The organism is Kitasatospora kazusensis, from assembly GCF_039529945.1.
GTDB classification, from domain to species: Bacteria; Actinomycetota; Actinomycetes; order Streptomycetales; family Streptomycetaceae; genus Kitasatospora; species Kitasatospora kazusensis.
Genome location: NZ_BAAANT010000004.1, coordinates 63468 through 78099, shown reverse-complemented (window position 1 = coordinate 78099; position 14632 = coordinate 63468). Strand labels below are relative to the sequence as shown.

13 protein-coding genes are annotated in these 14632 nt (G+C 71.6%); 10 read left to right on the top strand and 3 right to left on the bottom strand.

The window, feature by feature from the left end:
* The first annotated feature begins 15 nt into the window (after positions 1 to 15).
* The 9 genes from ABD330_RS05335 (at position 16) to ABD330_RS05295 (ending at position 8754) form a co-directional block, all read left to right on the top strand.
* Positions 16 to 903, top strand: a complete 888-nt coding sequence (locus ABD330_RS05335; protein WP_344461264.1) for an LLM class flavin-dependent oxidoreductase — start codon at positions 16 to 18, stop codon at positions 901 to 903.
* A gap of 377 nt (positions 904 to 1280) precedes the next feature.
* Positions 1281 to 2099 (top strand): hypothetical protein, encoded by an 819-nt coding sequence (locus ABD330_RS05330; RefSeq protein ID WP_344461262.1) that lies wholly within the window; start codon positions 1281 to 1283, stop codon positions 2097 to 2099.
* An 88-nt stretch (positions 2100 to 2187) separates the two neighbouring features.
* Positions 2188 to 2991, top strand: coding sequence for a hypothetical protein (locus ABD330_RS05325; RefSeq protein ID WP_344461260.1), 804 nt, complete (start codon positions 2188 to 2190; stop codon positions 2989 to 2991).
* The gene (locus ABD330_RS05320) at positions 2988 to 3875 is read left to right on the top strand and encodes a hypothetical protein (protein WP_344461258.1); all 888 of its coding nucleotides are present in this window, start codon (positions 2988 to 2990) and stop codon (positions 3873 to 3875) included. The genes ABD330_RS05325 and ABD330_RS05320 overlap by 4 nt, the downstream gene beginning before the upstream one ends.
* Complete coding sequence (locus ABD330_RS05315; protein WP_344461256.1) at positions 3872 to 4954, top strand: hypothetical protein; 1083 nt, start codon at positions 3872 to 3874, stop codon at positions 4952 to 4954. Before ABD330_RS05320 ends, ABD330_RS05315 begins: the two co-directional genes overlap by 4 nt.
* Before the next feature lie 145 nt (positions 4955 to 5099).
* Positions 5100 to 6071 (top strand): ABC transporter ATP-binding protein, encoded by a 972-nt coding sequence (locus ABD330_RS05310; RefSeq protein WP_344461254.1) that lies wholly within the window; start codon positions 5100 to 5102, stop codon positions 6069 to 6071.
* Positions 6046 to 7071, top strand: a complete 1026-nt coding sequence (locus tag ABD330_RS05305; RefSeq protein ID WP_344461252.1) for an ABC transporter permease — start codon at positions 6046 to 6048, stop codon at positions 7069 to 7071. The genes ABD330_RS05310 and ABD330_RS05305 overlap by 26 nt, the downstream gene beginning before the upstream one ends.
* A gap of 9 nt (positions 7072 to 7080) precedes the next feature.
* Entirely contained in the window at positions 7081 to 7998 is a 918-nt protein-coding gene (locus ABD330_RS05300) for an ABC transporter ATP-binding protein (RefSeq protein ID WP_344461250.1), read from the top strand.
* Between the two features lie 27 nt (positions 7999 to 8025).
* A complete protein-coding gene (locus tag ABD330_RS05295) occupies positions 8026 to 8754 on the top strand; it encodes an ABC transporter permease (RefSeq protein WP_344461515.1) in 729 nt (242 codons plus the stop codon).
* 443 nt (positions 8755 to 9197) lie between these two features.
* Here ABD330_RS05295 and ABD330_RS05290 read toward each other — a convergent pair whose 3' ends face one another.
* The 3 genes from ABD330_RS05290 to ABD330_RS05280 all read right to left on the bottom strand — a co-directional run bounded on the left by ABD330_RS05290 (position 9198) and on the right by ABD330_RS05280 (position 12200).
* The gene (locus ABD330_RS05290) at positions 9198 to 9929 is read right to left on the bottom strand and encodes a DUF7873 family protein (RefSeq protein WP_344461248.1); all 732 of its coding nucleotides are present in this window, start codon (positions 9927 to 9929) and stop codon (positions 9198 to 9200) included.
* A 236-nt stretch (positions 9930 to 10165) separates the two neighbouring features.
* Entirely contained in the window at positions 10166 to 11395 is a 1230-nt protein-coding gene (locus ABD330_RS05285; RefSeq protein WP_344461246.1) for a CynX/NimT family MFS transporter, read from the bottom strand.
* Between the two features lie 70 nt (positions 11396 to 11465).
* Entirely contained in the window at positions 11466 to 12200 is a 735-nt protein-coding gene (locus tag ABD330_RS05280; protein WP_344461244.1) for a FadR/GntR family transcriptional regulator, read from the bottom strand.
* Between the two features lie 520 nt (positions 12201 to 12720).
* On the opposite strand from ABD330_RS05280, the gene ABD330_RS05275 reads away from it, so the two are divergent.
* The gene (locus ABD330_RS05275) at positions 12721 to 14526 is read left to right on the top strand and encodes an LCP family protein (RefSeq protein WP_344461242.1); all 1806 of its coding nucleotides are present in this window, start codon (positions 12721 to 12723) and stop codon (positions 14524 to 14526) included.
* Positions 14527 to 14632: the final 106 nt, after the last annotated feature.

The window sequence follows — 14632 nt, the reverse complement described above, 5'->3', positions numbered from 1 at the left end:
CGTAGGGTCTGAGGTATGCGCTTGAGTACCGTGATCCTCCCCATCCACCGGTGGAACGAGGGACAGAAGATCTGGCGGCGGGCCGAGGACCTCGGGTTCCATGCCGCGTACACCTATGACCACCTCTCCTGGCGGTCGTTCCGGGACGAGCCGTGGTTCGGGGCGGTGCCGACGTTGACGGCTGCCGCGACGGCGACCGAGCGGATCCGGCTCGGCACGCTCGTCACCTCGCCGAACTTCCGTCATCCGGTCACGCTGGCGAAGGACCTGATCTCGCTCGACGAGATCTCGGGCGGGCGGGTGACGGTCGGGATCGGGGCCGGGGGGACCGGGTTCGATGCCACGGCGATGGGCCAGGAGGAGTGGTCGCCGAAGGAACGGGCGGACCGCTTCGCGGAGTTCGTGCCGCTGCTCGACAAGTTGCTGACCCAGGACTCCACGACCGAGCGGGGTGCCTTCTACTCCGCCGTCGAGGCGCGGAACATCCCCGGCTGCGTGCAGACGCCGCGGGTGCCGTTCTACGTCGCTGCCACCGGCCCGCGCGGGCTGCGGCTGGCTGCCGAGTACGGGCAGGGCTGGGTCACGTACGGGGATCCGCGCGGCCCGGCCGACGTGCCGGTCGAGCAGGCGCCGGCCGTGATCGCGGCGCAGCTGGCCAAGCTCGGGGCCGCCTGCGAGGCACAGGGGCGGGATGTGGCCGACCTGGAGAAGGTGCTGCTGCAGGGGTCGACGGCGGAGAAGCCGCTGGCCTCGCTGGATGCCTTCGTCGACTGGGCGGGCTCCTACCGGGAGCTGGGCATCACCGAGATCGTCATCCACTGGCCCGTTCCCGACTCGATCTTCGCGAACGATCTCGACGTCTTCGAGCGGATCGCCACCGAGGGCCTGGCACAGCTGGGCTGAGGCGGTACGACCGCGACCGCGGGACACCACCCGCAGGCGAAGGGCGGCCCACTCCGTACCCGGGTACGGAGTTCCGGGGCCGCCCTTCGCCGTGGGGCGCTCCGCCCGGCGGCCGCCCTCGTTGCGGTTCGATCACGACGTGTCCGGTTGGTCGGGCAATGTGTGGACTGTCGTAGGCAATCGTGTTGGTGGCGGGCTTGAGGTTCTCTCATAATTCCAGCTGAGACACGTGGTCGTGGTCTTCTCGGGGCGGACGGGGGTAGTCCGGAACGAGCGCCGTACGCGGTCCTGATCCGTTCATCTGGGGGAGCCCCTTGTCCGTGCCCGAAAGCATTCCCGAAAGCATTCCCGAGGACGTGCCGCCTCCTCCGGGGGCCGTGACGCACGAGGCGCACGAGGCGCACGAGGTGGTCGAGCCGCACGAGGCAGCGGTCGCGACCCGCAGGCTGCCGCGCGCTGTGGGTGTCGCGCTCGCCGCGGCCGGGCTGCTCGCCGTCACCGCGACCAGCGCGGCCGTCACCGTCGCCGTCGGCAAGCCGGACCGGAGCCCGCGCTCGGTCGTGCTGGCCTCCGCGCCGCACAACGCGCCGGCCACGCCCAGTGCCACGCCCACGCCGAGCCCCACCCCGTCGGCACTGCCGAGCGCGGCTCCCGCACCCGCCCCCGCGCCGAGCAGCACCGTGCACGGCACCGTCGACGGTGACACGCACGGCGGCGACATCCGTTACTTCCTGCTCCCGATACCCGCCGGTGGCGAGTCCTACGGCTCCCCGGACGGCGTCACGTTGAGCACGGACGACGTGACCGCCGACTTCAAGAACGCCTCCGACATGGGGCACATCCTCGACTCGTACGGCTACCAGAACGACGCGGCCTCCCGCCACTACCGCAGTGCCGACGGCCAGCAGGACGTCACCGCACGGCTGCTGCGCTTCAAGTCGGGGCGGATGGCGAAGGAGTTCGCCAAGGGCATGAGCTTCAAGTCGGGCGACTCCTTCGACATCGACGGTGACGGCGACGCCCAGGGCATCATGGTCAAGCCCGACAGTGACGGCTGGCTCGGCGAGATGATCGGCGTCTCGTACGTCGGCGACATCGAGTACGAGGTGCGGGTGCTCGTGAAGGGCAACCCGGACAAGGCCCTGCTGAACGACGCGATGAAGCGTCAGCGCGAGCGGCTGGCCAACGGTGGCTGAGCAGCAGCCGGCCCATGAGCCGGTCCCGTCCCCCGGATCCGCACCCGCACCCGCGGCGTCCGAAGCCGAACCCGTGCAGGAGCACCCCGTGACCACCGAGCCCGCGGAGTCTGCGGAGCCGTCAGAGTTGTCAGAGCCCGCCGAGCCGACCGAGGCCGCCGGGCCCGTCGACCCGGTTGACCCCGTCGGGCCGGCCGTGCCGCGCCGTCCCCGGACCGTCCGGCTGCTGGTCGCGGCCGTACTGCTGGGCCCGCTGCTCGGCGGCGGTGTCGGCTACGCGATCCAGGCCGGCCGCGCGCAGACGCCGCTGCCGTCGCTCCGGGTGAGCGCGCCGAAGTACACCGCCACCGTGCTCGACGGGAAGGGCTCGGTCGACGCCGGGCCCCAGCCGCTCAGCATCGACGGCGACCTGCGCAAGCTGCTGATCAGCAAGCCCGTCGACGCCGACGACATGAACGACGATTTCGGCGACGCCTCCGGCTGGGCCAGCGCCGGCGATGTCGCGATGACCTACAGCTCCGCGGACACCCGCTTCCGGCAGATGCTGCGCAACGGCTTCCGCCGCGACGCGATCGTCGCCTGGAAGAAGAACGACACGATCTACCGGGTCGAGCTCGTCCAGTACGACGCGGCCCACGTGTCGACGGCGATCTCCTCGGTGCCGGGCACCCCGAGCACGACCGCGCACCCGCTGCCCGGGACGGTGAACGGTGTCTACGACGCGCCCACGACACCGAACACCTACTCCGACACCCACGAGCAGTACTACTCCGGGAGGGCCGTCGCCCGGCGCGGCGACGTGCTGATGTGGATCACCGTCCACTCTCCCAACCAGGTCAACGCCGATGACGTCAAGGACATCGCCGAGCGTCAGTGGGAGCGGCTGGTATGAGCGAGACGACCGTGACGGACCACCAGACCCCCGAGCCCGAGCCCGTGCCGCAGGCCCCGGCCGCGCTCGCACCGGCTCCTGAGCTTGCTACGACCGTCGAGGCCGAGGCCGAGGCCGAGACCGAGACCGAGGCCGCTGCGGCGCCGCGCCGCAAGGCCGGTCCGGCCCTGCGCATCGGCGCGGCCGTGGTCGCGGCCGCGCTGCTCGGCGTCGGCATCGGCGTCGGCATCCTCAAGACCGAGTACGACGACCCGGCTCCGGTCGCCGCTCCGGCGCCGGCCGCGACGGCCACCGCCCCGGCCGGGCCGTCGTACGGCGCGAAGTCCAACGGCACCCACTTCGGCTCGATGCGGGACCTGCTGGTCCCGATGCCCGCCGGGTACTCCCTCGGGCCTGACTCCGGCGCGTACGGCAACGACACCGAGCTGACGGCGGACCAGCGGACGGCCTGGATCGAGGACGACATCCGCAGCCTGCCGCAGAAGATGCAGGACGCCATCCGCAAGGACTGGCAGCAGTACCAGCTCAAGGGCGCCGGGATCCGCAGCTACGTCGCCCCGGGCCAGGACTTCACCGTGACCATGTGGCTGCTCCAGTACCACCAGGACGCGGTCAAGGCCGACAACACCTGGGTGGGCGTCCTGAGTTCGGATTCCGGCCTGTTCCGGATCGGCCCGGACGTCCCGGGGCACGCCGACGCGCACTGCTACCTGCCGTTCGCCGAGCCCGGCGTGAAGATCGACCGGCTGATCTGCTCGGCCGCCGTGGGTGATCTCCGGGTGGAGATGCGGGTGGAGGGCGTCGCCCCGCTGCCCAAGGACCAGGCCGTGACCATCTTCAACCAGCAGCTCGACCGGCTGGCCCTCCCGGGAGCATCCACATGACCGACCCGACCGCCGCTACCGAGCCGACGGCTCCTGCCGAGCCCGCTGCTCCGACCGTCTCCACCGAGCCCACCGAGACCACCGAGACCGCCGCTCCTGTCGAGCCGACCGAGCCCGGTGCTCCGACCGAGCCGACCGCTCCGGCCGAGCCGACGGCCCCGGACGAGCCCGCCGTTCCCGTCGACCTCGTCGAGGACGCGCGGCCGGAGAAGGCGCGCGGCCCCCGGGGCCGGACGGTGCTGCGGTGGAGTGCCGCCGCGCTGGTCCTGCTGCTCTCGGGCGGGGCGGCGGGGTGGGCGGTGACCCTGCCCGCCCGTACCGAGATCCCCGGGCTGGCGACGCCGAACGACGGTCGGTACGTGTTCCCCCAGCTGACCCTGCCGCCACTGCCGTCGGGCAAGCCCAAGCCCGACGACCTGACCTCCGGCCAGCGCCACTACGCGGACCTGCGGCAGCTGCTGGTGCCCGTGCCGAAGGGCGCGACGGTCGAGGGCGGCGCCACGCCGGTGCCGTCCAAGCCCGCCTCCCCGTCCCCCTCCCCGTCCTCGGCCTCGGCGTCCGCTTCGGCGTCGGCGTCGGCGTCCGCCTCCGGATCCGCGTCCGCTGCGCCGAGCGCCACAGCCCCGGCGGGTACGGCCGGTGCCGACTGGGTGCGGTGCACGGACTACGCCGCCGCCGACAAGAGCACCGAGTCCTTCAAGAACCTGCTGGCCGAGGACGCCTGCCGCGCCGCCGCCAAGCGTGTCTGGACGGCCCAGGACGGCACCCGGACCGAGATCTGGCTGCTGCACTTCGGCTCCAGGGACGACGCCCTGAACTTCCGGGCCCAGATGCCCTCCGGTGATCTCAAGGCCGTCCCCGGCCTGGAGCCGCCCACGACGCCGCTCGACCAGACGGTCGAGGGGGCGGCCGTCGCCTTCACCACGGCCAAGGTGGGCCCGAAGGCGGAGCCGGAGGGCCGGGTGGCGTACCTGGTCGATGGCGACATCGCGGCGGAGATCGTGATGACCAACCCGAGGGGTGTGCCGTTGCAGGCCTTCCGTCAGGTGATGATCCTTCAGGACGAGCTGCTCGCCTGACGGCGCGCGGTCGGCCCGCCAACGGATTCCGGGTGACGGGCCGGTCCCCTAGGGGATCGGTCCGTTTCTCTCATCCCAAAGGAGCAGAGACGCTTCGTCATCCCAGCTCATGTCGCGGAGCGGCGCCGAGGGCTAGGTTGTGACCGTGTCCACTGTCATCAAGACGGACGGCCTCACCAAGAAATTCCCTCGGGTAACCGCCCTCGACCAACTCACCGTTGAGGTGCAGTCGGGGGTGGTCGGCCTGGTGGGATCGAACGGTGCGGGCAAGTCCACGCTGATCAAGATCCTGCTCGGGCTGGCTCCGGCCACGTCCGGCACCGGCCAGGTCCTCGGCCTGGACATCGCCACCGAGGGCGAGGCCATCCGCGAGCTGGTCGGCTACATGCCGGAGCACGACTGCCTCCCGCCCGACGTCTCCGCGACCGAGTTCGTCGTGCACATGGCCCGGATGGCCGGCCTGCCGGCCGCCGCCGCCCGGGAGCGGACGGCCGACACGCTGCGCCATGTCGGCCTGTACGAGGAGCGGTACCGCCCGATGGGCGGGTACTCCACCGGCATGAAGCAGCGGGTCAAACTGGCCCAGGCGCTGGTCCACGACCCGAAACTGGTGCTGCTGGACGAGCCCACCAACGGCCTGGACCCGGTGGGCCGCGACGACATGCTCGCGCTGATCCGCCGGGTGTACACCGACTTCGGCATCTCGGTGCTGGTCACCACCCACCTGCTCGGCGAGTTGGAACGCACCTGCGACCACCTGGTCGTCATCGACGGCGGCCGTCTGCTGCGCTCCTCCTCCACCGCCTCGTTCACCGAGGTCACCCAGCTGCTCGCGGTGGAGGTCACCGACCACCCCGACGACCACGACCTCGACGCCGACACGGCCGTCCGCGAGCGGCTCACCGCCGCCGGGCTGTCGGTGCGCCCCGACAGCTCCAGGGTGCTGCTGGTCGAGATACGGGACGACGAGACGTACGACGTGGTCCGCGACACCGTCGCGGACCTGGGCCTCGGGCTGGTGCGGCTGGAGCAGCGCCGGCACCGGGTCGCCGAGATCTTCACCGACGAGGCTCCGACCGGAGGTGCCGCAGATGTCGCAGCCGTCCCTGCCTCCTGAGAGCCCGACACCCGCCGACGCCCGGCCCGCCGCGCCGGTCGCGCCCACGGCGGCCACGGCGCCCGCCGCGCCGTCCGCGCCGCTCGGCACCGCGCCGCTCGGCACCGCGCCCAGCGGCATCGCGCCCGACTCCGGCGTGATCCACAACATCGGCTACCGCTCCTACACGGGCCCGCGGCTCGGCCGCTCGTACGCCACCCGCTCGCTCTACGTCCAGAGCCTGCGGGCCGCCTACGGCCTCGGCCGGTCGGGCAAGTCCAAGGTGCTGCCGATGCTGATGCTCGGGCTGCCGGTGCTGGTCGCCGCGATGATCGTCGTCATCGCGATCATCAAGGGCGGCACCGAACTGCCCACGGACTACCCGCAGTTCCTGAACACCGTCGGGCTGCTGGTGGAGATCTTCCTGGCCGCCCAGGCGCCGGTGCTGCTCTCCCGCGACCTGCGGCACAACACCGTCCCGCTCTACTTCTCCCGTCCGATCACCCGGGGTGACTACGTCCGGGCGAAGTTCGCGGCGATGGTCACCGCCATGATGCTCGTCATGGTCGCGCCGCTGCTGGTGCTCTACCTGGGCTCGATCCTGGCGGGGCAGGGCCTGGCCCACAACACCGGGCACTTCCTGATCGGGCTGGTCGCCGCCCTGCTGTACGCGGCGCTGTACTCGGCGATCGGCCTGCTGATCGCGGCGAGCACGCCGCGCCGGGGCTTCGGGGTCGCCGCGATCATGGGCGTGCTGGTGGTCAGCGGCATCCTGGCGGGCATCGTCTTCGGCCTCAGCGGCGGCCTGCACGGCGATCCGCCCGCCTCCGCGAACTGGGCGGCGGTGATCTCGCCGTCGATGCTGGTGGACGGCTTCGTCAACCAGCTCTTCGGCCTGGTCACCGACCCGAGGGTGACGCACGCCCCGGGCGCGTTCGGCGCCGTGGCCTTCGCGGTCGAGATCCTCGCCGTCACCGCGGCCTGCTACTGGCTCGTCGACCGCCGCTACCGGAAGATCTGAGGGTTCGTCATGGCTGTCATCACCATCGACAAGGTCTCCCGCTGGTTCGGCAACGTCGTCGCCGTCAACGACGTGACGATGAGCATCGGCCCGGGGGTCACCGGCCTGCTCGGGCCGAACGGCGCGGGCAAGTCCACGCTGATCCACCTGATGAGCGGCTTCCTCGCCCCGTCGGCCGGCACGGTCACCCTGGACGGCGCGCCGATCTGGCGCAACCAGGAGGTCTACCGCGCCATCGGTCTCGTCCCCGAGCGGGAGTCGATGTACGACTACCTGACGGGGTGGGAGTTCGTTCTCGCCAACGCCGAGCTGCACGGCCTCGCCGACCCCGGCGCGGCGGCGATCCGGGCGCTCCGGCTGGTCGAGATGGAGTACGCCCAGGAGCGCCGGACCGGAACGTACTCCAAGGGCATGAAGCAGCGGGTCAAGATGGCCTCGGCCCTGGTCCACGACCCGTCCGTGCTGCTGCTGGACGAGCCGTTCAACGGCATGGACCCGCGTCAGCGGCTGCACCTGATGGAGCTGCTGCGGCAGTTCGGGGCCGACGGCCGGACGGTGCTCTTCTCCTCGCACATCCTGGAGGAGGTCGAGCAGCTCGCCCGGCACATCGAGGTCGTCGTCGCGGGGCGGCACGCCGCCTCCGGCGACTTCCGCAAGATCCGCCGCCTGATGACCGACCGCCCGCACCGCTACCTGGTCCGTTCCAGCGACGACCGGCGGCTCGCCGCCGCGCTGATCGCGGACGGGTCGACGGCCGCGATCGAGCTCGACTGGCAGGAGCGGGCGCTGCGCATCCAGGCGATCAACTTCCAGGGCTTCACCACCCTGCTGCCGAAGGTCGCCAAGGAGGCGGGCATCCGGCTCTACACCGTCTCCCCGGCCGACGAGTCCCTGGAGAGCGTCTTCTCCTACCTCGTCGCTTCCTGAACTCCCCCGGAAGGGACCAACACCGTGCTGCAACCCCTCTTCCTGGTGACCGTCGCCAGGCTGACCGTACGCGGCCTGCTGGGGCGCCGCCGCGGCATCCTGCTGCTGATCGTCCCCGTGCTGCTGCTCGCGATCTCCGTCATCGGCCGGTTCTCCCACGCCGACCGGCACGACCTCACCGTCAACATCCTCGGCCAGCTCGCGCTCGGCACGCTGGTCCCGATCCTGGGGCTGGTGGTCGGCACGGGCGTGATCGCCACCGAGATCGACGACGGCTCGATCGTCTACCTGCTGGCGAAGCCGCTGCCGCGCTGGAAGATCATCACCACCAAGCTGGCCGTCGCGGTCGTCACCACCTGGGTCTTCGCCGCCGTCCCGACCCTGCTGGCCGGCCTGGTCCTGTACGGGACGAAGGACAACCTCGCGGTCGCCTTCACTGTCGGCACGCTGGTGGCCGGGGCCGCCTACAGCGCGGTCTTCCTGCTGCTCGGCGTGGTCACCCGGCACGCCGTGGTGGCGGGGCTGGCGTACGCGCTGGTCTGGGAGAGCCTGGTCGGCAACTTCGTCAAGGGCGCCAAGACGCTGAGCATCCAGCAGTGGGGTCTGTCGCTGGCGAAGTCCGTCGCGGCGGACGGCGCGATCGACGCGACGGTCGCCGTCCGGGTGGCCGTCCCGCTGCTGATCCTGGTCACCCTCGCCGCCACCGTCTTTGCCTCCGTCCGGCTGGCCGGCTTCACCACGGTGGCCGAGGACTGACGGTACGGGGGTGGGGCGGCCGCAGGACCGGGCCGCCGGCAGGCGCACGTGACGGGGCCCGGGAGCGATAGCCATCTCCCGGGCCCCTGAGGTGCCACCCAATTGCTCACACCGGCACGTTTAAGAGTGCGGATCATTCTCAGATCGAGGTGTTCTACCGTTGAACTACCGTGCCATGGAAGCGGCACAGGCAGGATTTGAACCCGCACCCATCGATGATCGTCCCCACTCGTTCGATCCGGTGTTCGGTGGCGAATACTGAGACTGGAGCGAGAGTCTGAGATTCATGGGACTGCCTCTGCCAGGCTTGGGCTACCCCGGCCCGAAAGGTGCCGGGGGAGGGACTCGAACCCCCACTGTGGTCCCGTGGTCAGCTTCAACATCAGTTTCAGCTTGCGCTCTTCAGCGCACCCCACCGCAGCATGCGGGGGGCGATTTCGGGGCTACCTGAACAGGTAGCCGAACACGGCGTCGCCGACCCGCTGGTCGGTGACCTCGGTGCCGTTGGCCTCCTCGCGGGCGAACTTGACGCCCTGCTGGAGCTTCTCGACCCGCTCCAGCAGCTCGTTCACCCGGCGGGCCGGCAGCGAGCCGGAGAACTTCACGGTGGTCCAGTACCCGACCGGGATGTCCTCGTAGTAGACCTCGACCTGGGCCGGGTGCTTCTCGGTGGCCTCGGCCTTCACGTGGTTGCGCGGCACCTTCTTGGTGCGGATGGTGCGCACCGCGTCGGTCTTCCACGAGTCCGTCGACGGGTCCAGGTTCCAGGACTCGGCGGCGTCCAGCACCGGCAGCTTCCGGACGAAGGTGTGCAGGTCGGTGAGCTGCTTCTCCAGGAACAGCAGGTACGGCACCGGCACCTGGGCCAGCAGGACGGTACCGTCCACCACCACGTCCGCGCAGGCGCTGCGGTTCGCCCAGTCCTTGGTGGCGGTGACGTCGAACAGCCGGGTCAGCGTCGCGGCGGTGCTGCGCAGGACGTCCTCGGCCTTCACCTGCACCCGGGTGGACTCGGGCGGCAGCTGCTCGCCCTCTTCGTCCTTGGGCTGGTACGTCCGGGAGATCCCGGCCAGCAGGGCGGGCTTCTGGAGATCCTGGTGCGCCTGGGTCAGGTCCTGGAACGACTTGGACTTGACGCCCTTCTCCACGGCGATGATCTGGTTCAGCTTGGTCACGTGACGGAAGGTAGCAGCAACTGCCGCGCAGTTCTTACTATTTAACGATCGAATTCGACCCCGACGTGCCGGGCCGGTTCCGACGTGCACAGCCGACCGCGACGCCCGCCGGGCCGACCGCGAAGCCTGCCCGGCCGACCGCGACGCCCGCCGGGCCGACCGCGACGTCCGCTTGGCCGACCACGACGCCCGCCCGGCCGGCTCCGACGGGTCGGGGCCGGCCCTGGGGAGCCCGCTCAGACCGTCCGGTTGCGCCCCGCGCCCCAGCCGGCCACGGCGGCGACGCCGGAGAAGGCGAGCAGCAGGGTGAGCGGGAGGTTCCAGCCGCCGGTGGCCTGGTGAAGTGCGCCCGCGCCGACCGGGCCGGCCGCCGCCACCAGGTAACCGACGGCCTGGCTCATCCCGCCGAGCTGGGCCGCGCCGGCCGCACTGCCGCTGCGCAGCACGATGAACGCCAGCGCCAGGCCGAGCGACCCGCCCTGGGCGACGCCGAGCACGGCGGCGGCGACCCAGGCCCCGGAGACGGGGGCGAGCAGCAGCACGGTGATCCCGGCGGCGTTCAGCGCGACCATGGTGACGGCCAGGCCGCGCTGACGGGTCATCCGTCCGGCGGCCAGCGGGATCAGGAAGGCCCCGGCGACCTGCACCAGGTTGAAGAACGCGAAGACCAGGCCGGCCTTGCCCCGGTCCATCCCGTGGTCGACCAGGATCGTCGGCATCCAGGCGACCAGGGTGTAGACGAGCAGCGAGGAGATGCCCATGAAGAGGCTGATCTGCCAGGCCAGCGGGGAGCGCCAGATGCCCTCGACCGGGCGCCCGGCCGGTGCGGCGGCCACCGCCGCCTTCTCCTGGCCGGACTTCAGCACCTGCGGCAGCCAGGCCACGGCGGCGACCACGGCCAGCAGCGACCAGGCGCCCAGCGAGGCCTGCCAGCCGCCGCCGAGTACCTTCTCCAACGGCACCGAGACGCCCGCCGCCAGCGTCGCGCCGACCAGCATGGTGGTCGAGTAGACACCCGTCATGGTCGCGGCCCGGTCCGGGAACTCGCGCTTGACCAGGCCGGGCATCGACACGTTCAGGATGGCGATCGCGACGCCGATGACCATGCAGCCCGCGTACAGCGCGGCCACCGAGGGCAGCACCCGCAGCAGCACACCCGCGCCGAGCAGCAGCACCGCGCCGAGCACCACCCGCTCCGCGCCGAAGCGCCGGGTCAGCCGGGGGGTGAGCGGCGCGCCCAAGCCCTGGAACAGCACCGGGACGGTGGTGATCATGCCGCTGGCGGTGGCCGACAGCCCGAAGGTCCGCTGGACCTCGCCGACCATCGGCGAGATGGCCGCCAGGCAGGCCCGCATGTTCAGTGCGACCAGCACGATGCCGACCAGCAGCAGCGTGGGGTGGGCGAGCGTGGTGCGGGTACGGACTGATGGGGCGACGACCGGCTGATGGGCACGGGTGATCGTCATGATGTGGTTCGCTCCGAGCGGGTGTATCGAAAAGTGCGGTGAACGGGCGGGCGCGGCGGACGAGGCCGGGTTACTTCCGCGCCGCGATGGTGGCGAGCAGCTGCTCCACGGCCGCCGTCGGCTCCGCGAGCAGCTCACGACACGCGGCCTCGGCCCGCTCGGGGTCGCCGCTCTCGATGGCGTCGACCAGGGCCTCGTGGGTGCCGACGACGACCTCGGGCATCTCGTGGTCGCCGAACGCCGTCCGCATCGACTCGCGGACGGAGGCGCCGAAGTACCGGTAGACCTCGGTCAGTGCGGGGTTGTGGGCGGCCTCGACCACGGCCGTGTGGAACTCCAGGTCGTGCTCGACGGTGGCCTCGCGGCCGGTCCGGTCGGGCTGGGCGGCGATGATCTCCGCCTCGCGGGCCAGTGCGGCCCGCATCCGGGCGATGTCCTCGGGGGTGTGCCGGACGGCGGCCAGCCGGGCCGCCTCGGCCTCCAGCGCGGCCCGGACCTCCAGGACGTCCCGCACGCCGGAGCGCTGCACACCGCGCAGCACCGAGGCCGGGTCGCTGGTGCTCCGGACGAACGTCCCCTCGCCCTGCCGCGACACCAGCATCCCGGCGTGCACCAGCACCCGGATCGCCTCGCGCACGGTGTTCCGCCCGACCTGGAGGCGCTCGGCGAGCTCGTGCTCGGTCGGAATCCGCCCGCCCACGGGCCAGACCCCGGCGCCGAGCTGCTCGCGCAGCTGCTCGATGGTCGCGTCGACCAGTGAGCGCCGCCCAGGGGCCTGCAGGCCGGTGTTCGTACTGCTGCTCATGGCGGGCTCCTTCCTGGGTCGACCCGGTCATCCTACAACCACTTGCCCGGTCATCCTACAACTTAGACCGACCGGCACATGGAGGGCGGCGTCGCGGGCCGATGGCTCTCGCCCAGACGGCTTCTCCTCAGTCGCCAGGGCTCCGCCATGGCTCCTTCGTCGGCACCGCCCGGACTCGGCCCTCGACCCTCCCCCAGCCTCCGGCCGGGGGGACCCCCATCTTCTCCCACCCTCCATGTGCCGGTCGGTCTTATCGGGGCGGTCGGCCCGGGCAGGAGACCGGACGGGCCCGCCGGAGGACGGCAGCCCCGGGTCCTTGGAGAAAAGTGCAACAAGGAGCCCGGGCAGTGACTCCGCATTGTTCGCTTTATATGCTCCGCAGAAGCTCTACGCGTCGGTACGAGGAACCGGTCGTCCCAGGTGGACGGTGCGGCACGTTCACGGGGTCTGGGGCGTTGGCTTCTGCGCGCGGCGCGATGCCGATAGCTGTTGTCCCTGTCGGCTGGTGAAGGGTGTACGTATGTCAGGCCAGAGGCCGGGGCCGTCGGACCACGACGCCGGATGGTGGCGCGACGACGCCCAGTACCGCGAGGACGCTCCGTACCGCGACGACGCCTCGCACCACGCGGCCGCCTCGTACGTCGCGGAGCCCGGCCGGGCAGCCCGTACCGGACGGCCCGCACCTGCCGCGCAGCCCGACGGCCCCAGGCCGGGCGGCCGGGCCGACGCCCGACGGGCGCAGCAGGGCCGGGGCCCCGCCCCCGCCCCCGAGGCCGCCGGGGGCGGCCGGGTCGCAGCCAAGGCGGCGGCCGGACGGGGAAAGAAGAAGAACCGCAAGAAGATCGTGGTCTGGGCGACGGTCTCCACGCTCGCCGTGATCGCCGCCACCGGCGGGGCGATCTACTGGAAGCTGAACGGCAACATCAGCACCTTCGCCAGCGACGGCCTGAGCAAGGACCGCCCGGCGGCGGCCACGGCCGACGCCAGCGGCAACACCCCGGTCAACGTGCTGCTGATCGGCTCCGACTCGCGCGGCGGCGACAACAAGAACCTCGGCGGCGGCGGCGACATCGGCGCGCGCTCCGACACCACGATCCTGCTGCACGTCTACGCCGACCACAAGCACGCCGTCGGCATCTCGATCCCGCGTGACGCGCTGGTCAGCATCCCGCCGTGCAAACTGCCGAACGGCACCTGGACCAAGCCGCAGACCAACGTCATGTTCAACTCCGCCTTCGCGGTCGGCGACACCGACCAGGGCAACCCGGCCTGCACCCAGAACGCCATCGAGAAGCTGACCAACCTCCGGGTCGACCACACCATCGTGGTCAACTTCGAGGGTTTCGCCACGATGACCGCCGCCATCGGCGGCGTCCCGGTCTGCATGCCGAACGCCATCTACGAGGGCGACCTGGACCCGAACCTCGGCCACAAGGGCAAGCAGATCTTCGCCAAGGGCGAGCAGACGGTGGCCGGCCAACAGGCGCTCGACTACGTCCGGCTGCGGCACGGCGTCGGCGACGGCTCGGACATCGGCCGGATGAAGCGTCAGCAGGCCTTCCTCTCCTCGCTGATCAAGAGCGTCAAGAGCAAGGGCATGGACCCGACCACGCTGCTCCCGCTGGCCGACGCGGCGACCAAGTCGCTGGTGGTCGACAAGGGCCTGGGTTCGGCCGCGAGCCTGATGTCCTTCGCACTGTCGATGAAGAGCATCGACCTGCACAACATCAAGTTCATCACCACGCCGTGGAAGTACGACGGCCCCCGGGTCGCGCTGGTGCACCCCGACACCGAGGAACTGTTCGCCGCCCTGCGGGCGGACCGGACGCTGGACGGCGAGGACGCCAGCGGCGGCAGCAAGAGCCCGGCGCCCGCCGCCTCGGCCACCAGCCAGGCCGCCCCCACCCCGGCCGAAACGGTGGACCCCGGCACGGTCAAGGGCGCGGGCACCAGGGTCGCCGTCTACAACGGGACGACCACGGGGGGGCTGACCGCCAAGGCGGCCGGCACGCTCAAGGCGTCCAAGTTCGTCGTCACCACCACCGGCAACGCGTCCTCGCAGAACCACGCCACCACGGTCGTCGAGTACGGCCCGGGCGAGAAGTCGGCGGCGCAGAGCGTCGCGGCGCTCTTCCCCGGCGCCACCGTCGAGTCGACCGGCCGGGCCGGCGTCAGCCTGGTCCTCGGCAAGGACTACGCGGCCGGCAACGGCGGCGACTCCGGCACCACCACCTCGTCGGCGGCACCCGGCCCGCTCCCGACCAGCGTCAGCGCCGCCGCCCGCTCGGCCGACGACGACCCCTGCGCGAACGTCTCCTACGGGTGACGCGGGGCGGCTGGGCGGCTCGCGCCCACGTCCAGTGCACCGCCAACGGCTACGGCGAGCCGCGCCGCCGGCCACTTCCGCGAGCGCGCGCCACAGCCCCGGGCCC

What these genes read in the sequence shown, in the direction of transcription:
- ABD330_RS05335 (WP_344461264.1), top strand. Translation starts at nt 16, where the DNA reads ATGCGCTTGAGTACCGTGATCCTCCCCATCCACCGGTGGAACGAGGGA.
- ABD330_RS05320 (WP_344461258.1), top strand. Translation starts at nt 2,988, where the DNA reads ATGAGCGAGACGACCGTGACGGACCACCAGACCCCCGAGCCCGAGCCC.
- ABD330_RS05315 (WP_344461256.1), top strand. Translation starts at nt 3,872, where the DNA reads ATGACCGACCCGACCGCCGCTACCGAGCCGACGGCTCCTGCCGAGCCC.
- ABD330_RS05305 (WP_344461252.1), top strand. Translation starts at nt 6,046, where the DNA reads ATGTCGCAGCCGTCCCTGCCTCCTGAGAGCCCGACACCCGCCGACGCC.
- ABD330_RS05300 (WP_344461250.1), top strand. Translation starts at nt 7,081, where the DNA reads ATGGCTGTCATCACCATCGACAAGGTCTCCCGCTGGTTCGGCAACGTC.
- ABD330_RS05285 (WP_344461246.1), bottom strand. Translation starts at nt 11,395, where the DNA reads ATGACGATCACCCGTGCCCATCAGCCGGTCGTCGCCCCATCAGTCCGT.
- ABD330_RS05280 (WP_344461244.1), bottom strand. Translation starts at nt 12,200, where the DNA reads ATGAGCAGCAGTACGAACACCGGCCTGCAGGCCCCTGGGCGGCGCTCA.
- ABD330_RS05275 (WP_344461242.1), top strand. Translation starts at nt 12,721, where the DNA reads ATGTCAGGCCAGAGGCCGGGGCCGTCGGACCACGACGCCGGATGGTGG.